17 protein-coding genes and 1 pseudogene are annotated in these 22,136 nt (G+C 71.8%); 9 read left to right on the top strand and 9 right to left on the bottom strand.

Annotation, left to right across the window (positions count from 1 at the left end):
- Positions 1-31: 31 nt before the first annotated feature.
- Positions 32-2,782: a pyruvate, phosphate dikinase gene (gene ppdK / locus FGF04_RS25435; protein ID WP_235882485.1), complete on the bottom strand. Its 2,751-nt coding sequence runs from the start codon at positions 2,780-2,782 to the stop codon at positions 32-34.
- A 427-nt stretch (positions 2,783-3,209) separates the two neighbouring features.
- Positions 3,210-4,418, bottom strand: coding sequence for an ROK family protein (locus FGF04_RS25440; RefSeq protein ID WP_149513853.1), 1,209 nt, complete (start codon positions 4,416-4,418; stop codon positions 3,210-3,212).
- Positions 4,419-4,564: 146 nt separating this feature from the next.
- Here FGF04_RS25440 and FGF04_RS25445 point away from each other — a divergent pair, with 146 nt between their 5' ends.
- Both FGF04_RS25445 and FGF04_RS25450 read left to right on the top strand, forming a co-directional pair.
- Positions 4,565-6,010 (top strand): MGH1-like glycoside hydrolase domain-containing protein, encoded by a 1,446-nt coding sequence (locus FGF04_RS25445; RefSeq protein WP_149513568.1) that lies wholly within the window; start codon positions 4,565-4,567, stop codon positions 6,008-6,010.
- Positions 6,007-7,931 (top strand): annotated as a pseudogene (locus FGF04_RS25450) (amylo-alpha-1,6-glucosidase). The gene FGF04_RS25445 and the pseudogene FGF04_RS25450 overlap by 4 nt, the downstream one beginning before the upstream one ends.
- Before the next feature lie 208 nt (positions 7,932-8,139).
- Here FGF04_RS25450 and dusB read toward each other — a convergent pair.
- Positions 8,140-9,294: a tRNA dihydrouridine synthase DusB gene (dusB, locus tag FGF04_RS25455; RefSeq protein WP_149513569.1), complete on the bottom strand. Its 1,155-nt coding sequence runs from the start codon at positions 9,292-9,294 to the stop codon at positions 8,140-8,142.
- 80 nt (positions 9,295-9,374) lie between these two features.
- Between dusB and FGF04_RS25460 the strand changes: the two genes are divergently transcribed.
- On the top strand, positions 9,375-10,817 hold the full coding sequence (locus FGF04_RS25460; RefSeq protein ID WP_149513570.1) for an MFS transporter: 1,443 nt from the start codon (positions 9,375-9,377) through the stop codon (positions 10,815-10,817).
- 144 nt (positions 10,818-10,961) lie between these two features.
- Here the strand turns inward: FGF04_RS25460 and FGF04_RS25465 are convergent, their stop codons facing one another.
- Positions 10,962-11,870 (bottom strand): helix-turn-helix transcriptional regulator, encoded by a 909-nt coding sequence (locus FGF04_RS25465; protein ID WP_149513571.1) that lies wholly within the window; start codon positions 11,868-11,870, stop codon positions 10,962-10,964.
- A gap of 137 nt (positions 11,871-12,007) precedes the next feature.
- Between FGF04_RS25465 and FGF04_RS25470 the strand changes: the two genes are divergently transcribed.
- Together FGF04_RS25470 and FGF04_RS25475 are read left to right on the top strand one after the other, a co-directional pair.
- A complete protein-coding gene (locus FGF04_RS25470) occupies positions 12,008-13,399 on the top strand; it encodes an MFS transporter (RefSeq protein ID WP_235882518.1) in 1,392 nt (463 codons plus the stop codon).
- Between the two features lie 79 nt (positions 13,400-13,478).
- Positions 13,479-13,685, top strand: coding sequence for a hypothetical protein (locus FGF04_RS25475; protein ID WP_149513573.1), 207 nt, complete (start codon positions 13,479-13,481; stop codon positions 13,683-13,685).
- Positions 13,686-13,698: 13 nt separating this feature from the next.
- Here the strand turns inward: FGF04_RS25475 and FGF04_RS25480 are convergent, their stop codons facing one another.
- The 3 genes from FGF04_RS25480 to FGF04_RS25490 form a co-directional block, all read right to left on the bottom strand.
- The gene (locus FGF04_RS25480; RefSeq protein WP_408055657.1) at positions 13,699-14,283 is read right to left on the bottom strand and encodes a TetR family transcriptional regulator; all 585 of its coding nucleotides are present in this window, start codon (positions 14,281-14,283) and stop codon (positions 13,699-13,701) included.
- Between the two features lie 25 nt (positions 14,284-14,308).
- Positions 14,309-15,313: an aldo/keto reductase gene (locus tag FGF04_RS25485; RefSeq protein WP_149513574.1), complete on the bottom strand. Its 1,005-nt coding sequence runs from the start codon at positions 15,311-15,313 to the stop codon at positions 14,309-14,311.
- Positions 15,314-15,537: 224 nt separating this feature from the next.
- Positions 15,538-16,917 carry a glycine--tRNA ligase gene (locus tag FGF04_RS25490; protein WP_149513575.1) on the bottom strand — a complete coding sequence of 460 codons (1,380 nt, stop codon included), beginning with the start codon at positions 16,915-16,917 and terminating at the stop codon, positions 15,538-15,540.
- Positions 16,918-17,176: 259 nt separating this feature from the next.
- Between FGF04_RS25490 and FGF04_RS25495 the strand changes: the two genes are divergently transcribed.
- From FGF04_RS25495 to FGF04_RS25510, 4 genes are read left to right on the top strand one after another with little or no spacing between them, the layout of a single operon-like run.
- Positions 17,177-18,160, top strand: coding sequence for a metal ABC transporter substrate-binding protein (locus tag FGF04_RS25495; RefSeq protein ID WP_149513576.1), 984 nt, complete (start codon positions 17,177-17,179; stop codon positions 18,158-18,160).
- 60 nt (positions 18,161-18,220) lie between these two features.
- On the top strand, positions 18,221-19,006 hold the full coding sequence (locus FGF04_RS25500) for a metal ABC transporter ATP-binding protein (RefSeq protein ID WP_149513577.1): 786 nt from the start codon (positions 18,221-18,223) through the stop codon (positions 19,004-19,006).
- 5 nt (positions 19,007-19,011) lie between these two features.
- A complete protein-coding gene (locus tag FGF04_RS25505) occupies positions 19,012-19,926 on the top strand; it encodes a metal ABC transporter permease (protein ID WP_149513578.1) in 915 nt (304 codons plus the stop codon).
- Positions 19,927-19,985: 59 nt separating this feature from the next.
- On the top strand, positions 19,986-20,399 hold the full coding sequence (locus FGF04_RS25510) for a Fur family transcriptional regulator (RefSeq protein WP_149513579.1): 414 nt from the start codon (positions 19,986-19,988) through the stop codon (positions 20,397-20,399).
- Between the two features lie 78 nt (positions 20,400-20,477).
- Here FGF04_RS25510 and FGF04_RS25515 read toward each other — a convergent pair whose 3' ends face one another.
- Both FGF04_RS25515 and recO read right to left on the bottom strand, forming a co-directional pair.
- On the bottom strand, positions 20,478-21,329 hold the full coding sequence (locus FGF04_RS25515; protein ID WP_149513580.1) for an isoprenyl transferase: 852 nt from the start codon (positions 21,327-21,329) through the stop codon (positions 20,478-20,480).
- Positions 21,330-21,374: 45 nt separating this feature from the next.
- Positions 21,375-22,127, bottom strand: coding sequence for a DNA repair protein RecO (recO, locus tag FGF04_RS25520; RefSeq protein WP_149513581.1), 753 nt, complete (start codon positions 22,125-22,127; stop codon positions 21,375-21,377).
- Positions 22,128-22,136: the final 9 nt, after the last annotated feature.

The following is a 22,136-nucleotide window of genomic DNA, read 5'->3' on the forward strand; positions in this document are numbered from 1 at the left end:
AGATCACGGTCCCGGATCCTGCGGTCCGGGGCTACCGGTGGTCGCTGCCCGCCGAGGACGAGGCCGCGCGGCCCGCCTCAAGCCGGGCCACCGGGATGCGGAACGGCGAGCAGGAGACGTAGTCGAGTCCCGCCTCGTGGAAGAAGTGGACCGACTCCGGGTCACCGCCGTGCTCGCCGCAGACGCCGAGCTTGAGGTCGGGCCGGGTCGCGCGGCCGGCCTTCACCGCGTCGCGCACGAGCCTGCCGACGCCGTCCCGGTCGATCGTCTCGAACGGGGAGACCCCGAAGATGCCCTTCTCCAGGTAGGCCGTGAAGAAGCTGGCCTCCACGTCGTCGCGGCTGAAGCCCCACACCGTCTGGGTGAGGTCGTTGGTGCCGAAGGAGAAGAACTCGGCCGCCTCCGCGATCTGACCCGCGGTCAGCGCGGCGCGCGGCAGCTCGATCATCGTGCCGAGCGCCAGCTTCAGGTCCACGCCGGTGTGCTCCCGCACCTCGGCGATGACCTGCTCGGCCTCGTCGCGGACGATCTCCAGCTCCTGGACCGTGCCCACCAGCGGAATCATGATCTCGGCGCGCGGGTCGCCCTTGGCGTTCTTGCGCTCGGCCGCGGCCTCGGCGATCGCCCGCACCTGCATGGTGAACAGGCCGGGGATGACCAGCCCGAGGCGCACGCCGCGCAGGCCCAGCATCGGGTTCTGCTCGTGCAGCCGGTGCACGGCCTGCAGGAGCCGCAGCTCGTTCTCGTGCGGGTCCTGGCGGGCCTCCGCGAGGGCCACCCGCACCGACAGCTCGGTGATGTCGGGCAGGAACTCGTGCAGCGGCGGGTCCAGGAGGCGGATGGTGACCGGCAGGCCGTCCATCGCCTCGAAGAGCTGCACGAAGTCCTGCTTCTGCAGCGGCAGCAGCTGCTTCAGCGACTCCTCGCGCTCGGCGTCGGTGTCGGCGAGGATCAGCCGCTCGACCAGTTCGCGGCGGTCGCCGAGGAACATGTGCTCGGTGCGGCACAGGCCGATGCCCTGGGCGCCGAAGCGGCGGGCGCGCAGCGCGTCCTCGGCGTTGTCCGCGTTGGCGCGCACCCGCAGGCGGCGCTTGCGGTCGGCGAAGGCCATGATCCGGTGGACCGCCTCGACCAGTTCGTCGGCGTCGTCGGCGCCCGCGTGCATCCGGCCCTCGAAGTACTCCACGACGGGGGACGGGACGACGGGGACCTCGCCCAGGTAGACCTTGCCCGACGAGCCGTCGATGGAGATGACGTCGCCCTCCTCGACGACGCGCCCGCCGGGCACGGTCATGCGGCGCCGCTTGGTGTCGACCTCCAGCTCCTCGGCGCCGCACACGCAGGTCTTGCCCATGCCGCGCGCGACGACGGCCGCGTGGGAGGTCTTGCCGCCGCGGGAGGTGAGGATGCCCTCGGCCGCGATCATGCCGTCGAGGTCGTCGGGGTTGGTCTCCCGGCGCACCAGGATGACCTGCTCACCGGAGCGGGACCACTTCACGGCCGTGTACGAGTCGAAGACCGCCTTGCCGACCGCGGCGCCCGGTGAGGCGGCGATGCCCCGGCCGATCTGCTCGACCGCGGCCTCCTCGTCGAACCGCGGGAACATCAGCTGGGCCAGCTGGGCGCCGTTGACGCGCTGGAGGGCCTCGGCCTCGTCGATGAGCCCCTGGTCGACGAGTTGCGTGGCGATGCGGAAGGCGGCGCCGGCGGTGCGCTTGCCGACGCGGGTCTGGAGCATCCACAGGTGTCCGCGCTCGATGGTGAACTCGATGTCGCAGAGGTCCTTGTAGTGGTTCTCCAGCGTGGCCATGATCTCCATGAGCCGGTCGTACGACTTCTTGTCGATCTCCTCCAGCTCGGCGAGCGCGACGGTGTTGCGGATGCCCGCGACGACGTCCTCGCCCTGCGCGTTCTGCAGGTAGTCGCCGTACACGCCCTGGTGTCCGGAGGCCGGGTCGCGGGTGAAGGCGACGCCGGTGCCCGAGTCGGGGCCCAGGTTGCCGAAGACCATGGAGCAGACGTTGACGGCCGTGCCCAGGTCGTGCGGGATGCGTTCCTGGCGGCGGTAGAGCTTGGCGCGCTCGGTGTTCCAGGAGTCGAAGACCGCGTGGATGGCGAGGTCCATCTGCTCGCGCGGGTCCTGCGGGAAGTCCCGGCCGGCCTCGGCCTTGACGATCTTCTTGAATTTGGCGACGAGCTTCTTGAGGTCCGCGGCCTCCAGGTCGGTGTCGACCGTGACCTTCTTGGCGCGCTTGGCGGCCTCCAGCGCCTCCTCGAAGAGGTCGCCGTCGACGCCGAGGACCGTCTTGCCGAACATCTGGATGAGCCGGCGGTAGGAGTCCCACGCGAAGCGCTCGTCGCCGGCCTGCTGGGCCAGGCCCTGCACGGATTTGTCGGAGAGCCCGATGTTCAGGACGGTGTCCATCATGCCGGGCATGGAGAACTTGGCGCCGGAGCGGACCGAGACGAGGAGGGGGTCGTCGGCCTGGCCGAGCTTCTTGCCGGCCTTCGCTTCCAGGGCGTCGAGGTGCGCACTCACCTCGTCACGCAGTGCCGCCGGCTCCTCGCCGCTGTCGAGGTAGGTCTTGCAGGCCTCGGTGGTGATGGTGAAGCCCGGCGGGACGGGAAGGCCCAGGTTGGTCATCTCGGCGAGGTTGGCACCCTTGCCGCCCAGGAGGTCCTTCAGATCCTTGTTGCCCTCGGTGAAGTCATAGACGAACTTCACGGTCTCGACGCCGCCGTCGCCGTTCTCGGCTACGTGGGGATCTTTGTTTTCCGACACGGGTCTCGACTCCTCGACGACGCGGTGGCTGCCCTGACGACGGGGAACATACCCAGATCGAAGGCACCTGGGTACGTCCACTTGCGCGTCATACGGCTGTAACCACCCGTCCGCCAGCGGATCGAAAGTCAAGGGAAGGTAAGCCGTTGAGCCCTACAGCCTTCACCTCTTGAACGGACCCGTGCGCGCAACCCTGAAAAACCGCTCACATGAGCAGTCGATGTCACGCCTGAGTTCACGCGGTAAAGGATCAAAGGGTGGCACTGAGTGCCACCCTTTGAGAAGTGCAGCCGCCCAAGATCCGCTCATCTGAGCGAAACCCCGATCAGGCGTGGCGAGAATCACGCCGTCGGCCGGGCCGGGGTTTCACCATGCGGACGGCCCGCACGGACCCGTCCCCTCCCGGAAACGCCGCCGTCACAGCGGTTCACAGGCCCAGCGCGAGCAGCCGTTCCTCGGCCCGGTCGGGCGCGTACAGGTGCTCGACGACCAGCGCACCCGCTCCGACCAGGCCCGCCCGGTCGCCGAGCCGGGAGGTGACCACGTCCAGACCGGCGGTGGCGCGGGGCAGGGCCCGCTGGTAGAGCAGTTCGCGCACGCCGGTGAGGAACGCGGTTCCGGCCAGATCTCCGGCGATCATCAGGACGCCGGGGTTGAGCAGGGTCACCACGGTCGCCAGGACGTCCCCGACGTGCCGCCCCGCCTCCCGCGCGAACGCCGCCGCGCCGGGGTGCCCCGAGTGGAGCAGGTCCCGTACGTCCGAGCCGGACGCGGCCGGCACCCCCGACTCCGCGAGCCTGCGCGCCACGGCGCCGCCGCCGGCCACGGCGGCCAGGCAGCCCCGGGACCCGCACCGGCACAGCGCGTCGGCGCCGGCCGGGACCCGGATGTGCCCGAGGTCCCCGGCGCCGCCGTCGATGCCCCGGTAGACCGAGCCGTCGACGACCACGCCCGCGCCGATACCGGTGGACACCTTCACCAGGACGAAGGCCGCGCAGTCGGGGTAGCCGGTGCGCTGCTCCCCGTACGCCATCAGGTTGGCGTCGTTGTCGACCAGGACCGGGACCGCCGCCGCGCCGGTGTGCTCGGTGAAGGCGCGGGTGAGGCGGCCCCGTATGTCGTAGCCGTCCCAGCCGGGCATGATCGGGGGCTGGACGACCCGGCCGGTGCCGGTGTCGACGGGGCCCGGCACCGCGAGCCCGATGCCGCACACCTCGTGCGCCGCGCGCCCGGCCTTGACCAGCAACTCGGCGAACCAGCGGCCCAGTTCGCCGAGGACCGCGTCCGGGCCGTCCTCCACGAGCAGCGGGCCCGCGTGCTCGGCCAGCAACTCACCGGTCAGCGACAGCACCGCCGCGCGGGCGTGCCGGGTGTCGAGGTCGGCGGCGAGCACGACGGCGTGGGCGTCGTCGAACTCCAGACGGACCGAAGGGCGTCCGCCCAGCGGCGAGTCGACCGGGCCCGCGGCGCCCTCGCGCAGCCAGCCGGCCCGGAACAGCCGGTCCAGGCGCTGCCCGACGGTGGCCCGGGACAGCCCTGTGACCTGCTGCAACTCACCCCGGGTGGTGGCGCGTCCGCCGCGCACCAGCTCCAGCAGATCGCCCGAGCCGGTCCGGCTCCCGGTCCTGGCCGCCATCGCGCTCCTCTCTCCGGTCCCGGTCATCCTTCCCCCCTTGCGTTTACCAACTCTGCATTACATATTGAGTTGTGCGTGTTAAATAGACGTAACTCCACGGCAGTTGATGCCGAACCGTCCGGCCGCACGTCTTCGGGGAGACCTGAGTGAATCGCACATCCCAGCTCACCGCACCGCGCACCGCGCCCCACGAGCGCGGCCGGGACGGCGCGGCCGTACACGGTCCGGTCCGCCCGGCCGGATCGCTGCACCGCAGGGCGGCCGAGGTGCTGGACGGCAACTGGACGGGTGCCTCCACGGTCCCCTCCCGCAGTCTGTACCCGCACCAGTGGTCCTGGGACTCGGCGTTCGTCGCGATCGGGCTGCGCCACCTGTCGCCGCTGCGGGCCCAGACCGAGCTGGAGACGCTGCTCGACGCGCAGTGGGGCGACGGCCGGATCCCGCACATCGTGTTCAACCCCTCCGTCCCCCTCGACGCGTACTTCCCGAGCCCCGACTTCTGGCGCTCCTCCAGCGCGGGGCGCGCCGCGGGCGCCCCGCGCACGGTACAGACCTCCGGCATCGTGCAGCCACCGGTGCACGCGCTCGCCGCCTGGCTGGTGCACACCGCGGACCCGGGGCTCTCCCGGTCGCGGTCCTTCCTGGCCCGCGTCTACCCGCGCCTCGCCGCCTGGCACCGCTATCTGCTGCACCGCCGGGACCTGGGCGGCGGCGGGCTCGCCTCGGTGGTCCACCCCTGGGAGCAGGGCATGGACAACGCACCGAGCTGGGACGCGCCGCTGTCGCGGGTGGTGCCCGCCCCGGCCCGCTCCTTCCGCCGCGCGGACCTGGCCCACGGCGCCCCCGAGGACCGGCCCACCGACCTGGACTACGGCCGCTACGTGCGCCTGGCGGCGGACTACCGGGACGCGGGGTACGGGGACGGCGCCGCCGGCTTCGCGGTGGAGGACCCCGCGTTCAACGCCCTGCTGATCGCGTCCGAGCACGCGCTGGCCCGTATCGCACGGGAGCTGGGGGCCACCGGCACCGCCCGCGACGCCCGCGCGCGGCGGCTGACGGCGGCGCTGGTGGACCGGCTGTGGGACCCCGCGCAGGGCATGTTCCTCTGCCGCGACGTGCGCACGGACGCGCTCGTCCCCGAGCGCGGGGTGTCCGGTCTGGTCCCGCTGATCCTGCCCGCGCTCCCCCGCGAGGCCGCCGCGGCGCTCGTACGCACCCTGCGGGGACCGCACTTCGGGCTCGGGGCCACGACCCGGCTCGTACCGAGCTACGACCTGACCGGGCACGCCTTCGACCCGCACCGCTACTGGCGCGGCCCGGCCTGGTTCAACACCAACTGGCTGGTGGAGCGCGGGCTGCGGCTGCACGGAGAGTACGACCGCGCGCGGCGACTGCGCGCCGCCCTGCTGGAGACGGCGGACGCGTCCGGATTCGCCGAGTACGTGGACCCGTACACCGGAGGGGCCTGCGGGGCGCTCGGCTTCAGCTGGACCGCGGCGCTGACGCTGGACCTGCTGCACGAAGCGCCCGGCGCGGCGCACGGCACGACCGAGGAGTTCGGCGAGGGTGCCTTGGGAGGGGACCTGCGATGACGGACCGGCATCATCTGCTCGTACACGGCGGGACGTTCGCGGCCGTGGGGGAGTGCGGGGCGGCAGTGCGCACACCGCCCCCGACGGACTGTTCGTGCGCGACGCCCGGCATCTGAGCCGCTGGCAGCTGACCGTCGACGGGGCGGTGCCCGAGACGCTGTCGCCGGTCCCGGACGGCGACGTCGCGCGCTGCGTGCTCGTGCCGCGCGGGGGCCGGCAGGAGCCGCCCGCCCACACGGTCTTCCGTGAACAGGCCGTCGCGGAGGGCTCGTTCGTCGAGTCGCTGCGGATCACGAGCAACCGCCCGGTGCCCACGAAGGTCCGGATCGCGGTCACGGCGGACGCCGACTTCACGGACCAGTTCGAGCTGCGCTCCGACCACCGCACGTACGCGAAGACGGGCGCCGTCCGCTCCCGCCGGGTCCTGGACGACGGCGTGGAGTTCTCCTACCGGCGCGGGGAATGGCGGTCCGCCACGACCGTCACCGGGGAACCGGCGCCCGACGCCGTGGAGGAGACGGGCACGGGGGCGCGCCGCCTGGTCTGGTCCCTCGACCTGGAACCGCACGGCTCGGCCGAGCTGGCCCTGCGGGTGACGGCGCGCCCGCACGGCGAGGCGTACCCCGAGGCGCCCGCGGGCCCGGCCGCCGCGCACGCCCGGCTGGCCGCGCTGGAGGAGGAGTTCGCGCGGGAGGTGCCCTTCCCGACGGGCTGGCCCGAGCTGTCGGCGGCGTGCGCCCGCGGGCTGTCCGACCTGGCGGCGCTCCAGGTGCCGGCGAAGGGCCCCGACGGGGAGGACCTGCGCGTCCCCGCGGCGGGGGTCCCGTGGTTCCTCACCCTGCTGGGCCGCGACGCCCTGCTGACCTCCCTCTTCGTGCTCCCCTACCGCTCCCGGCCGGCGGCCGCCACGCTGCTCGCGCTCGCGGCGGTCCAGGCGACCGAGGTCGGCGTGGCCGCGGTGGCCCAGCCGGGCAAGATCGTGCACGAGGTGCGGCACGGGGAGCTGGCGCACTTCGAGCAGGTGCCGTACGGCCGTTACTACGGTTCGGTCGACGCGACCCCGCTCTTCCTGGTCCTGCTCGGCGCGTACGTCGAGCGGACCGGGGACGCGGTGCTCGCCCGCCGTCTGGAGCCGCACGCCCGCGCGGCGGTCGACTGGATGCTGGACCACGGCGGGCTGACCTCGCGCGGCTACCTCGTCTACCGCGCGGACGAGGGCGGACTGGCCAACCAGAACTGGAAGGACTCGCCCGGTGCGATCTGTTCCGGCGACGGCACCAGGCCGAGCGGCCCGGTGACGGCGGCGGGGGCGCAGGGGTACGCGTACGACGCCTTGCGCCGCACCGCGTACCTGTCCCGGACGGTGTGGGGCGACGAGGTGTACGCGACGCTGCTGGAGCAGGCCGCGGGGGATCTGCGGGACCGGTTCCAGCGGGACTTCTGGATGGCGGACCACGCCTTCCCCGCGCTGGCGCTGGACGGCGACGGGAAGCAGGTCGACGCGCTGGCGTCCGACGCGGGGCACCTGCTGTGGTCCGGGCTGCTGGACAAGGAGTACGGGGAGGTGGTGGGGCGTCGGCTGCTGGAGCCGGACTTCTTCTCGGGCTGGGGCGTACGGACGCTCGCCGCGGGCCAGCCCGCCTACCACCCCCTGTCCTACCACCGGGGGTCGGTGTGGCCGCACGACAACGCGCTGATCGCGCTGGGGCTGGCGCGGTACGGGCTGCACGACGAGGCGCGGGCGGTGGCCCGGGGGCTGGTGGACGCGGCCGGTGCCGCGGGGCACCGGCTCCCGGAGGTCCTCGCGGGCTACGCCCGCACGACCCACCCGGAGCCGGTCCCGTACCCCCACGCATGCGTCCGTGAATCCCGCTCAGCCGCCACGCCGCTGGCGCTGCTGACGGCGATAGGGGGCGCGTGAGGCCTGCCGGCCGGCGGATGCGATGCGGCTGCGGCTGAGTGGGGGCTGGTCGCGCAGTTCCCCGCGCCCCTAAATACCTAGGGGCGCGGGGAACTGCGCGGGCAACCACGACGGCCCCGCACGTACAAGCCGTCCGCAACCCCCACCCTCCAGGGGCGCGGGGAACTGCGCGACAAGCCCCCGCCGGGCCGCACCCGACGACGGGCCGTCAGCCCCCGGACGTGTCCAGCTCGGCATCCTCACTGATGCCGGCACAGTCGTACGGGTCCTTCAGCCACCCGTCCGGCAGGACGACCCGATTGTTCCCCGACGTCCGCCCGCGAGGCCCATCCGCACCGAGCGGCCACGCCTGGTCCAGATCCAGCTCCTCAAGCCCCTCCGACAGCGCCGCCAGCGACGACGTCACCGCGAGCCGCCGCCGCATCTCCGAGCCGACCGCGAACCCCTTCAGGTACCAGGCCACGTGCTTGCGGAAGTCGACGACCCCGCGGGCCTCGTCCCCCAGCCACTCCCCCAGCAGCGTCGCGTGCCGCACCATCACCGCCGCGACCTCCCGCAGCGTGGGCCGCGCGTACTCCCCGGTCCGCCCCTCGAACGCCGCCACCAGGTCCGCGAACAGCCAGGGCCGCCCGAGGCACCCCCGGCCGACCACCACCCCGTCGCAGCCGGTCTCGCGCACCATCCGCAGCGCGTCCTGCGCCGACCAGATGTCCCCGTTCCCGAGGACGGGGATCTCCGGCACGTGCTCCTTGAGCCGCGCGATGGCGTCCCAGTCCGCCGTGCCGCCGTAGTGCTGCGCCGCGGTGCGCCCGTGCAGCGCGATCGCCGTCACGCCCTCCTCGACCGCGATCCGCCCGGCGTCGAGGAAGGTGATGTGGTCGTCGTCGATGCCCTTGCGCATCTTCATGGTGACCGGCAGGTCCCCCGCCCCGGCCACCGCCTCCCGCAGGATCGCCCGCAGCAGCGGCCGCTTGTAGGGGAGGGCCGATCCGCCGCCCTTGCGGGTCACCTTCGGCACCGGGCAGCCGAAGTTCAGGTCGATGTGGTCGGCGAGGCCCTCGTCCGCGATCATGCGCACGGCCTTGCCGACGGTCGCGGGGTCGACCCCGTACAGCTGGATCGACCGCGGCGTCTCCGACGCGTCGAACCGGATCAGCTGCATCGTCTTCTCGTTGCGCTCGACCAGCGCCCGCGTGGTGATCATCTCGCTGACGAACAGCCCCTTGCCGCCGCTGAACTCCCTGCACAGGGTGCGGAACGGCGCGTTCGTGATGCCCGCCATGGGGGCGAGCACGACGGGCGGCCGGACGGTGTGCGGGCCGATCTGCAGAGCGGTGTTCACCGCGGGCGTGAGCGTGGACATCCCCCCATTGTCACGTACGCCGGCCCGTGGCGGTAGTCGTTAGTTAGGGACACTACCGACATGGGCGTACCCTGGTGACCATGCCTGAGCTCAGTCCCCGCCGGCGCATGCTGGTGCTCGCGATCTGCTGCATGAGCCTGCTGATCGTGAGCCTCGACAACACCGTCCTCAACGTCGCGCTGCCCTCCATGCAGAAGGACCTGCACGCGAGCCTGTCGGGCATGCAGTGGACGATCGACGCGTACACGCTCGTGCTCGCCGCGCTGCTGATGCTCGCGGGCTCGACCGCCGACCGCATCGGCCGCCGGAAGGTCTTCATGGCGGGCCTGGTCGTCTTCACCGCCGGCTCGGTCCTGTGCTCGCTCGCGCCCAATCTGGAGTCGCTCGTCGCCTTCCGCATGATCCAGGCGGTCGGCGGCTCGATGCTCAACCCGGTCGCCATGTCGATCATCACCAACACGTTCACGGACCCGCGGGAGCGGGCCCGCGCGATCGGCGTCTGGGGCGCCGTGGTCGGCATATCCATGGCCGCCGGCCCCCTGGTCGGCGGCCTCCTCGTGGACTCGGTCGGCTGGCGCTCGATCTTCTGGCTCAACCTGCCGGTGGGCCTGGCCGCGCTCCTGCTCACCCTGCGGTACGTGCCCGAGTCCCGCGCCCCGAAGGCCCGCCGCCCCGACCCGGTCGGCCAGCTCCTGGTGATCGCGCTGCTCGGCTCCCTGACGTACGCGATCATCGAGGCGCCGCACTCCGGCGCCGGCCGCACCCTCGCCTTCGGCGGTGTCGCGCTCGTCGCCCTGGCGGCCCTGCTGTGGTACGAGCCCCGGCGCGACGAACCCCTCATCGACCTGCGCTTCTTCCGGTCGGCGCCGTTCAGCGGGGCGACGGTGGTGGCGGTCAGCGCGTTCGCGGCGCTGGGCGGCTTCCTCTTCCTGTCGACGCTGTACCTGCAGAACGTACGGGGCCTGAGCGCGCTGCACGCGGGCCTGTGGATGCTGCCGATGGCGACGCTGACGTTCCTCTGCGCGCCGCTGTCGGGCCGCCTGGTCGGCAGCCGGGGCCCCCGCCTCTCCCTGCTGGTCGCCGGTACGGCGATGACGGTGAGCGGGGTGCTGTTCGCGGCGTTCGAGGCGGAGACGGCGGACGTGACGCTCGTCATCGGGTACGTGCTGTTCGGTCTCGGCTTCGGTTTCGTGAACGCGCCCATCACCAACACGGCGGTCTCCGGGATGCCCCGGGCGCAGGCGGGGGTGGCGGCGGCGGTCGCCTCCACCAGCCGCCAGATCGGGCAGACGCTGGGCGTCGCGGTGATCGGCGCGGTCCTCGCCTCCGGCGTGGGCGCGTCCTCCTACCGGGAGTCGTTCGTGTCGGCGGCGCGGCCGGCGTGGTGGATCATCACGGCCTGCGGCGTGCTGGTCCTGCTGGTGGGGGCGGCGACGAGCGGGGCCTGGGCGCGCCGCTCCGCGGACCGCACGGCCCGCTCCCTGGAGACCCCGGAGATCAAGGAATCCGCAGGCATCCACTGAGCGCGCCCACGGCCGACAGTCACGTGCGGCTCCGTAGTGGCTGATCGCGCAGTTCCCCGCGCCCCTGAAAACCTAGGGGCGCGGGGAACTGCGCGATCAGCCCCCACCGGCCCGCAGCCACCCGACGACCCCACCGCAAAGTCCCTAAACGCGCCGCAGCCGTTCCAGCCGTTCCCGCGACTCCTCGTCCGCCGGTGCGTACGTCACCATCCGAGCCCCCTCCAGCGGTCCGAGCCACAGATCGGTGTGGACCAGCGTCAGCCGCCCCACGTACCGGTTGTCGAACAGCTTCGTCTTGCTGCGCGACCCCACCACCTCGTGCCGCTCCCACACCTCCCGGAACTCCTCCGACTCCGTGCACAGCCGCTTGAGCAGCATCTTCCACGCCGGATCGGTCAGGTGCCCCGCCATGGCCGCCCGGAACTTGGCGGCCATCAGCCGCACCGTCTCGTCGAGCAGCACGATCGACGACCGCCACTGCTCGTCGGTCGTGACGAGGAGCATGCAGTTGCGGTCCTGCGGCGCCACCTCGTCGAGGTCGCACAGCAACCTCCCGTACGTGCGGTTGTACGCGAGGATGTCGTACCGGCTGTTCTGGATGCACGCGGGCAGCGGCTCCAGCTGCTCCAGCATCTGCAGCAGCGCCGGTGTGATCGTCGTGCACCGCGACGCCGGGGCCGGATCGACGGCGCCGGCCAGCTGGAAGAGGTGCGCCCGCTCGTTCGGGTCCAGCATCAGGCTGCGGGCGAGCGCGTCGAGGACCTGCACGGAGACCTGGATGTCCCGGGCCTGCTCCAGCCACGTGTACCAGGTGACGCCCACCGAGGAGAGCTGCGCGACCTCCTCGCGCCGCAGCCCCGGCGTGCGGCGCCGGCTGCCGCGCGGCAGACCCACCTGCTCGGGCGTGATGTGCTCCCGGCGGTGCCGCAGGAACGCGGCGAGCTCGTGCCGCCGCACCTCCGAATCCCCCGGGACCCGCCCGTCCGGTCCGTGCGGGGGCACACCGGGGACCGGGGATGCCCCCGCCGTCGCACCCTCGGCCGTGGTCGTCATCCCCCCAGCCTGCCGCCCCGCGGATCCTGTTGCCAGGTACTCCTCCTACCAGGATGAGAAGACTCTGGTACCCGGCTGGGAACGGGCGCACGCTCGGTTGCGTGACCGAAACCCTGGCTCCCCGCTCCACCCGCTCCATGGCCGGTCCGCCCGTGCTCGGCACGCTCGGACTGTTCACCGTGCTGCTCGGTGCGGCTCTGCCCCTCATCGACTTCTTCATCGTGAACGTCGCCCTGCCCACGATCGGCCACGACCTGGCCGCGGGGGACGCCGTCCTGGAACTCGTCGTCGCCGGCTACGGAGTCGCGTACGCCGTGCTTCTCGTCCTCGGCGGCCGGCTCGGCGACCTGTTCGGCCGGCGCCGGCTCTTCCTCGGCGGCATGGCCGCCTTCGGGCTGACCTCGCTGGTGTGCGGCCTCGCGCCGACGGCCTGGACGCTCGTAGCGGCGCGCGTCGCGCAGGGCGCGGCCTCCGCGGCGATGCTCCCGCAGGTCCTCGCCACCATCCAGTCGGCGACCGCGGGCCCGCGCCGCGCCAGGGCGATGGGCCTGTACGGCGCCACGGCCGGGCTCTCCATGGTGGCCGGGCAGATACTCGGCGGCGTCCTCGTCGCGGCGGACGTCGCGGGCACCGGCTGGCGCGCGGTCTTCCTGGTGAACGTGCCCGTCGTGCTGCTCGGCCTGTTCCTCGCCGCCCGGGCCGTCCCCGAGACGCGCTCGCAGGACCCGCAGCCGGTGGACGTGCCCGGTACGGTCCTGCTGGCCGTGGCCCTCGTCTCCCTGCTCGCCCCGCTCACCGAGGGGCGTGCGGCGGGCTGGCCGCTGTGGACGTGGCTGTCGCTCGCCCTCTTCCCGCTCGTCGTGACCGCCTTCTACCTGGTAGAACGGCGAGCTGAGCGTCGGGGCCGCACCCCGCTGGTCCCGCCGGGCCTCTTCGCCGACCTGCCGCTGCGTCGCGGCCTGGTGATGGTCGTGCCCTTCTCCGTCGGCTTCAGCGGTTTCATGTTCGTCATCGCGGTGGCGCTCCAGGAGGGGGTGGGCCTGAGCCCGGTGCGCGCCGGGCTCGCCCTCACGCCGATGGCGGTGTCCTTCTTCGCGGCGTCGCTCCTGGGACCCCGCCTCGTGACCCGCTGGGGTACGCGCGTGGTGACGGCGGGCGGCCTGCTCCAGGCCGTCGGCGTGGGCGCCCTCATCCTCGCGGTGTGGGGCTCCTGGCCGCACGTGGGCGGCCTCGAACTCTGGCCCGGGCTGATCGTCGCGGGCGCCGGCCAGGCCCTCCAGTTGCCCGTCCTCTTCCGCGTCATCCTCTCCGAGGTCCCCGCGGCCCGCGCCGGGGTGGGCAGCGGTGTCATGATCACCGTCCAGCAGTCCGCGCTGGCGCTGGGCGTCGCCACCCTCGGCACCCTGTTCCTCACCCTGGTCCCGGACCGGGGCATGGGCGGAGCCCTGACCACGGCTCTGCTGGTCCAGCTCGCCGGCGTCGCCCTCACGACCGCCCTGAGCCTGCGCCTGCCGCGCGAGATCGCCTGATCCGGGCCGCCCCGTTGATGTTGTTCTTGCTGCACACTTCTTGGCGCGCGCATGCCGAGCGCGACAACCGGGAGGCGTCATGCCGCAGATCGACACCAGCAAGGTGAGCCGCTGGGACCAGCACGGCCGCGAGCACGTCGTACGCGTACGGCGTGCGGGCGTACAGCGGACGATCAGGTGCGACACCTGCGGCTGGCGCAGGGCGGCCCAGTTCCTGCCCTGGCTGAAGGCCGAGGAGCACCTCGCGCAGGCCCATCAGGCGACGGTGGACCCGGCCGGCCCGTGAACGGAGCCGGCCCTCAGCCGCGCAGCCCGCGCAGCACCAGGTCCACGACCGCCTCGAACTCGTCCTCGACACCGGGCTCCTCCCACGCGGCGGCATGGCACGGGTCGTGGAAGCGGTCCGTGGCGTGGAACAGGGCGAGCGCGCTCATGGCGGGGTCGGCGCTGGCGAAGACGCCCGCGTCGACGCCGGCCCGGACGATCGCCGTCAGCTGCCCGGTCAGCTCGGCAATGTGCTGCCCGACCACCTCACCGCTCTCCCCGGTCAGCACCATGTAGGTGGCGAACAGTTCGGGGTCGTCCCCCGCCTTGCGGCGCTTGGCGGTGAACAGCGCCGCGAGCCAGTCGCGCAGCCGCGCCTCGGGGTCGCGGTCCTGGGCGGCGATGCCGTCGAGAACCTCCGACGTACGGTCCAGCCACCGCTTGGTGACCGCCGCGCGCAGCGCCGCCTTCGTACGGAAGTGCCGGTAGACGCTGCCGTGGCTGACGCCGAGCGCGCGGGCCACGTCCACCACGGTCGCCTTCGCGGGCCCGTGGCGGCGCAGCACCTCCTCGGTCGCTGCGAGGATGCGCTCGGCGGTCAGGATCTCGGTGGTCCCCATGATGATGACCGTACCGGCGGTGCGGTCAGCGCTCGCTGTCGAGGTGTGCCATCTGCGCGGACGGGTAGCGCTCGCCCGCGGCGGCCCCGGCCGGCACGGCGTCCTCGATCGCGGCGAGGTCGGCGGCGTCGAGGGTGACGTCGAGCGCCCCGAGGGCCTCGGAGAGCCGCTCACGGGTGCGGGCGCCCACCAGCGGCACGATGTCCTCGCCGCGGGACAGCACCCAGGCGATCGCGATCTGCGCGACGGACACGCCCTTCTGCTCGGCGGTCTTGCGCAGCGCCTCGACGAGGTTCAGGTTGTGCTGGAGGTTCTCGCCCTGGAAGCGGGGGCTGAACGCCCGGAAGTCGTTCGCGGCGAGCTGCCGGTCGCGCGTGAAGTGCCCGGAGATCAGACCGCGCGACAGCACGCCGTACGCGGTGATGCCGATGCCCAGTTCGCGGGTGGTGGGCAGGATCTCGTCCTCGATGCCGCGGGAGATGAGGGAGTACTCGATCTGCAGGTCCGAGATCGGCGCGGTGGCCGCCGCCCGGCGCACGGTCTGCGCACCGGCCTCGCTCAGCCCGATGTGCCGTACGTACCCCTTCTCGACGAGTTCGGCGATGGCGCCGACGGTCTCCTCGATGGGGACGTCCGGGTCCACGCGCGCGATCCGGTAGACGTCGATGTGGTCGGCGCCGAGCCGCTGGAGCGAGTACGCCGCGAAGTTATGCACGGCGGCGGGGCGCCCGTCGTAGCCGGACCAGGCGCCCTGGGGGTCACGCAAGGCACCGAACTTCACGCTGACGAGGGCCTGTTCGCGCCGGGCGGCCGGGGCGCTGCGCAGCGCCTCGCCGATCAGCATCTCGTTGTGCCCCATGCCGTAGAAGTCACCGGTGTCGAGCAGCGTGACGCCGGCCTCCAGGGCGGCGTGGATCGTGGCGACGGCCTCGCCCCGGTCGGCGCCGCCGTACAGCGCGGACATGCCCATGCAGCCGAGGCCGAGGGCGGAGACCTGGGGACCGGTGGTTCCGAGGGGTCGGGTGATCATCGAAAACTCCTCACGAGCCTTTGGTGAAGCAACACCTCCACCTTGACATGACAGCTGACAGATTTCAATATCTGTCAGCTGTCACCGCGAGGGCAACCAAAAGCCCTCGGCCTCCTCACATGCGTGAGGAGGCCGAGGGCTGGTTCACCTAGGGGCGCGGGGAACTGCGCGACCGGCCACGACGCACCCGCAGCCGGACGACTGCGGCGCCGTTCGCGGAGCGACTAGCAGCCGACGAGCCGACTCGCCAGGTACCCCTCGATCCGATCGAGGGACACCCGCTCCTGCTTCATCGAGTCCCGCTCGCGGACGGTCACCGCGTTGTCGTCGAGCGTGTCGAAGTCGACGGTCACGCAGAACGGCGTACCGATCTCGTCCTGGCGGCGGTAACGCCGCCCGATCGCACCGGCGTCGTCGAAGTCGATGTTCCAGTTCTGCCGCAGCGCCGTCGCCAGGCCCTTGGCCTTCGGCGACAGCTCCGGGTTGCGGGAGAGCGGGAGCACGGCCACCTTCACCGGCGCCAGCCGCGGGTCGAGCCGCAGCACGGTGCGCTTCTCCATCTTGCCCTTGGCGTTGGGCGCCTCGTCCTCGACGTAGGCGTCCAGCAGGAACGCCAGCATCGCGCGGCCGACACCGGCCGCGGGCTCGATGACGTACGGGGTCCAGCGCTCGCCGGCCTCCTGGTCGAAGTAGGAGAGGTCCTGGCCGGACGCCTTGGCGTGCGCGGAGAGGTCGTAGTCGGTGCGGTTGGCGACACCCTCCAGCTCGCCCCACTCGTTGCCGCCGAACTGGAAGCGGTACTCGATGTCGGCGGTGCGCTTGGAGTAGTGGGAGAGCTTCTCCTTCGGGTGGTCGTACCACCGCATGTTCTCTTCACGCAGGCCGAGACCGGTGTACCAGTTCCAGCGCTGCTCCATCCAGTACTCCTGCCACTGCTCGTCCTCGCCCGGCTTGACGAAGAACTCCATCTCCATCTGCTCGAACTCGCGGGTGCGGAAGATGAAGTTGCCGGGCGTGATCTCGTTGCGGAAGGACTTGCCCATCTGCGCGATGCCGAACGGCGGCTTGCGGCGCGAGGTGGTCTGCACCTGGGCGAAGTTGGTGAAGATGCCCTGCGCGGTCTCGGGACGCAGGTAGGCGACGGAGCCGCTGTCCTGGGTCGGGCCGAGGTGGGTGGAGAGCAGGCCGGAGAACTGCTTGGGCTCCGTGAAGGTGCCCTTGTTGCCGCAGTTGGGGCAGTTCAGCTCCGTCAGGCTGGCCGGCGGGCGGTTGTGCTTGGCCTCGTAGGCCTCCTCCAGGTGGTCCGCGCGGAACCGCTTGTGACAGGAGGTGCACTCGGTGAGCGGGTCGGTGAAGGTGGCGACGTGGCCGGAGGCGACCCAGACCTCGGGGGCCAGGATCACGGACGAGTCGATGCCGACGACGTCCTCGCGCGACGTCACCATGTAGCGCCACCACTGGCGCTTGAGGTTCTCCTTCAGCTCGACACCGAGCGGTCCGTAGTCCCAGGCGGCCCTCGTGCCGCCGTAGATCTCACTGCTGGGGAATACGAAGCCACGGCGCTTGCTCAGGCTGACGATGGTGTCGATCTTGTCGGCGGCCACGGTGCTCTCTTCATACGACGACGGGCGACGAAGCGGTTGCTTCACGGCGGTTGCTGCACGGCGGATGCTGCACGGCGATTGCTTCAGAGCGAATGCTGCAGAGCGAATGCTTCAGATTACCGGCGGCCCCGCCCCTGCAATCAAATCGGTCCGGGGTCCCGGCCGCCCCCGCCGTCCGCACCGTCGCATACCGGGATGAAGCCCAGGTCACAAGTCCAGTTATTGACAATCGTTTCCAGAATCATTGAAAATGACTGTCATGAACGTACGACGACGCCACATATCCACCGCCGCGATCGCGGCGGTCACCGCCCTCGGTCTCGGCACCCTCTCCGCCTGCTCGTCCGACTCGGACGCCGCCGGTGCCGGCAGCGGCGGGAAGCTCGACGTCGTGGCGTCGTTCTACCCGATGCAGTTCCTCGCCGAGCGGATAGGCGGGGACCACGTCAGCGTGAGCACCCTGACCGAGCCCGGCCAGGAGCCGCACGACCTGGAGATCAGCGCCAAGCAGACCGCGCAGCTCCAGGAGTCGGACGTGGTCCTGTACCTGAAGAGCCTCCAGCCCTCCGTCGACGAGGCGGTCGCCCAGTCCGGGATCAAGAACAAGGTCGACGCGGCGACGCTGACCGAGCTGGAGGACCACGGCGGCACGGGCCACTCCCACGAGGGCGAGGACGAGCACGCCGAGGAGGAGGAGCACGCCGAGGAGGGCGAGGGCTCCGGCCTCGACCCGCACATCTGGCTCGACCCGGTGAAGTACGCCCAGGTCGCCGAGGGCGTGGGCAAGGCCCTGGAGAAGGCCGACCCGGACCACGCGGCCGACTACAAGAAGAACACCGAGGCGCTCACGAAGGAGCTCGGCGACCTCGACACCGCGTTCGAGGACGGGCTGAAGAACACCAGGTCCAAGATCTTTTTCACCAACCACTCCGCCTTCAGCTACCTCGCCGAGCGCTACGGCCTGACCCAGGAGTCCATCTCCGGCCTCGACCCCGAGAGCGAGCCGAGCGCCGCCCGGATCAAGGAGCTCCAGCAGGAGGCGAAGGCCGACGGCGTCACCACCGTCTTCTACGAGACACTGGTCTCGGACAAGACCGCGAAGACCCTGGCCGACGACGCCGGGTTGAGGACTGATGTACTCGACCCCCTCGAAGGCATCACCGACAAGTCCCAGGGCGACGACTACATCGAGGTCATGCGGTCGAACCTGACGGCACTGGAGAAGGCCCTCGGCGCGAAGTGACGCGCCCGCGGACGCCGCCGCGGAGCCGCACCCGGTACGCAACCAAGGAAGGCACGAGCCATGACGGCTGACCAGCAGCATCGGGACCCGGTCATATCCCTGCGCTCAGTGACCGCCGAACTCGGCTCGCGTCCCGTCCTGCGCGGCATCGACCTCACCGTGCACCGCGGTGAGGTCGTCGCGCTGCTCGGCGCCAACGGCTCCGGCAAGTCGACGGCCGTCCGCACGGTCATCGGCCAGGTGCCGGTCACCGGCGGCGAGATCGAGCTGTTCGGCACCCCGCGCCGCCGCTTCCGCGACTGGGCGCGCGTGGGCTACGTACCGCAGCGCACGACCGCCGCGGGCGGGGTGCCGGCCACGGTGACCGAGGTGGTGTCCTCCGGGCGGCTGTCCCGCGCCCGCTTCGGCGTGCTGCGCAAGGAGGACCGCGCGGCCGTCCGGCGCGCCCTGGAGCTGGTGGGCCTGGCCGACCGCGCCAAGGACTCCGTGAACGCCCTCTCCGGCGGGCAGCACCAGCGCGTCCTGATCGCCCGCGCCCTGGCCTCCGCACCCGAACTGCTGATCATGGATGAGCCGATGGCGGGCGTGGACCTGGCCAGCCAGGAGGTGCTCGCGGCGACCTTGCGGGAGCAGGTCGCCGCGGGCGCCTCCGTCCTGCTCGTCCTGCACGAGCTGGGCCCGCTGGAGCCGCTGATCGACCGCGCGGTCGTCCTGCGCGACGGCTGCGTCCTGCACGACGGCCCGCCCCCGCGGGCGGTCGGCCAGCACGCGCTGCCCGGCCACGACCACGTCCACCCCCACGCGGCCCACGACGCCGAGCCCCTCCGCACAGGACTGCTGAGCTGACCGCCATGAACCTCGAAATCCTCGATTACGCCTTCATGCAGCGGGCCCTGCTCGCAGCCGTCCTGGTCGGCATCACCGCGCCCGCCGTCGGCATCTACCTGGTCCAGCGCCGCCAGGCCCTGCTGGGCGACGGCATCGGCCACGTCGCGATGACGGGGGTCGGCCTCGGCTTCCTGCTGTCCTGGTCCCCGGTGTGGATGGCGACCGCCGTATCCGTGCTCGGCGCGGTCCTGATGGAGCTGATCCGCTGGTACGGCAGGACGCGCGGCGACATCGCGCTGGCGATGCTCTTCTACGGGGGCATGGCGGGCGGTGTGATGTTCATCAACCTCGCGCCGGGCGGCTCCAACGCCAACCTGACCTCGTACCTCTTCGGCTCACTCTCGACGGTGTCGGAGGAGGACGTGACGGCGATCTGCCTGCTCGCGGCCTTCGTCGTCCTGGTGACGGTCGGCCTGCGGCGGCAGCTGTTCGCGGTCAGCCAGGACGAGGAGTTCGCGCGGGTCACGGGGCTGCCCGTGCGCGCCCTGAACCTGCTCACGGCGGTCACGGCCGCCGTGACCGTCACGGTCGCCATGCGGGTGGTCGGCCTGCTGCTGGTGTCCGCGCTGATGGTGGTCCCGGTGGCCGCGGCGCAGCAGCTCAGCCGTAGCTTCGCGGCCACCTTCGCGATCTCGGTGGCCATCGGGATCAGCGTGAGCATCGGCGGCACGGTGACCTCGTACTACCAGGACGTGCCGCCCGGGGCGACGATCGTGCTGCTGACCATCGGCGCGTTCGTGCTGCTCACGGCGCTGGCGGCGCCGCTGGCCCGGCGGCGGGCGCGGGCCGCTGCCGCGGTCGCGGCGCGGGAGGGCGCCGACCCGGCGGAGTGCGTCATCCCGCCGGGACGGAAACCGACCGGGAAGGTCGGCGTCTGACCGCGTCCTGCCGGGGCTGGCACAATGGCCCGGCAAGCCGCAGACGTTTGGAGGCAACGGTGACGACCGCTGGACCGCCCGTTCGGGGCCGTTCCACCCGCCAGCGTGCCGCCGTGGCGGCGGCGCTGGACGAAGTCGACGAGTTCCGCAGCGCGCAGGACCTGCACGACATGCTCAAGCACAAGGGGGACTCCGTCGGGCTCACGACGGTGTACCGCACGCTGCAGTCGCTCGCGGACGCGGGCGAGGTGGATGTGCTGCGCACGTCCGACGGGGAGTCGGTGTACCGCCGCTGCGCGAGCGGGGACCACCACCATCACCTGGTGTGCCGGATCTGCGGCAAGGCCGTGGAGGTGGAGGGTCCGGCGGTGGAGAAGTGGGCGGAGGCGATCGCCGCGGAACACGGCTACGTGAACGTGGCACACACGGTAGAAATCTTCGGCACCTGCGCAGACTGCGCTGCGCGCAGCTAAAAGATTGCGCAGTTCCCCGCGCCCCTAGAAGGGGCGCGGGGAACTGCGCAATCTTTTATGCCTGCGGGCCGGAGGGGCCTAAGCCTCTTCGGGCCGGCCCCTCATGTCCGCCTCCATGGCCAGCAGGTCCTCGTTCGGGACGGCGCCGCCGAAGCGTCGGTCCCGCGACGCGTACTCCACGCACGCCCGCCACAGATCCCGCCGGTCGAAGTCCGGCCACAACACGTCCTGGAACACCATCTCGGCGTAACTCGACTGCCAGATCAGGTAGTTGGACGTCCGCTGCTCCCCACTGGGCCGCAGGAACAGGTCCACGTCCGGCATGTCCGGGTAGTACAGGTACTTCTGGATGGTCTTCTCGCTGACCTTGTCGGGGTCCAGCTTCCCGGCGGCCACGTCGGCGGCCAGCGCCCGCGCCGCGTCGGCCAGCTCCGCCCGCCCCCCGTAGTTCACGCAGAAGTACAGGGTCATCAGGTCGTTGTCCTTGGTCTGCTCCTGCGCGACCTGCAACTCCTGCACGACCGACTTCCACAGCTTGGGCATCCGCCCGACCCACCGGATCCGGATGCCGAGGTCGTTCATCTCGTCCCGCCGGCGCCGGATGACGTCCTTGTTGAAGTTCATCAGGAAGCGGACCTCCTCGGGCGACCGCTTCCAGTTCTCCGTCGAGAAGGCGTACAGCGAGAGGTTCTTGACGCCCAGCTCCAGGCACCCCTTGAGGACGTCCATCACGACGCCCTCCCCGACCCGGTGCCCCTCGGTGCGCGGCAGCCCCCGCTCCTTGGCCCAGCGACCGTTCCCGTCCATCACGCACGCCACGTGGTTCGGGATCAGCTCCCCGGGGAGCTTGGGCGCCCGCGCCCCGGACGGGTGCGGCTCCGGCGTCCTGTACTCGCGGCGCTGGCGCCCCAGGATCCCGCGTACCACCATCTGCTTCTCGTCTCCTCGGATCTCGTTCGTACAGCCGGTTGCTGCTCAGGTGCTCTTCTCGACGTACCGCAGGGACCGCAGTCCGCGCTCCAGGTGCCAGTGCAGGTAGGCCGACACCAGGCCGCTGCCCTCCCTGACGAACCGCGGCTCGCACGCGTCCGCGACCGCCCAGTCCCCGGTCAGCAGCGCGCCGAGCAGTTCGAGCGCCCCAGGCGAGGGTACGACGCTCCCGGGCACCCGGCAGTCGGCGCAGACGGAACCTCCCGCGGCGACCGAGAAGAACCGGTTCGGCCCCGGCATCCCGCACCGCGCACAGTCGTTGAAGCTGGGCGCGTAGCCGTTCACGGCGAGCGAGCGCAGCAGGAACGCGTCGAGGATCAGATGCGGCTCGTGCTCCCCCTGGGCGAGGGTGCGCAGCCCGCCCACGAGCAGCAGGTACTGCTGGACGGCGGGCTCGCCCTCGTGGTCGGTGAACCGCTCGGCCGTCTCCAGCATGGCCGTGCCGGCGGTGTAGCGGGCGTAGTCGGTGACAATCCCGCCGCCGTACGGGGCGATCGTCTCGCTCTGCGTGCACAGCGGCAGCCCGCGGCCGACCAGCTCGCTCCCGCGCGCGAAGAACTGCACGTCCACGTGGGAGAACGGTTCGAGGCGCGCGCCGAACTTCGACTTGGTCCGGCGCACGCCCCGCGCCACGGCCCGTACGCGCCCGTGACCGCGCGTGAGCAAGGTGATGATCCGGTCCGCTTCACCCAGCTTCTGGGTGCGCAGCACGATGCCGTCGTCGCGGAACAGACTCATGACCCCATT

Source organism: Streptomyces apricus (genome assembly GCF_008369065.1).
GTDB lineage: Bacteria > Actinomycetota > Actinomycetes > Streptomycetales > Streptomycetaceae > Streptomyces > Streptomyces apricus.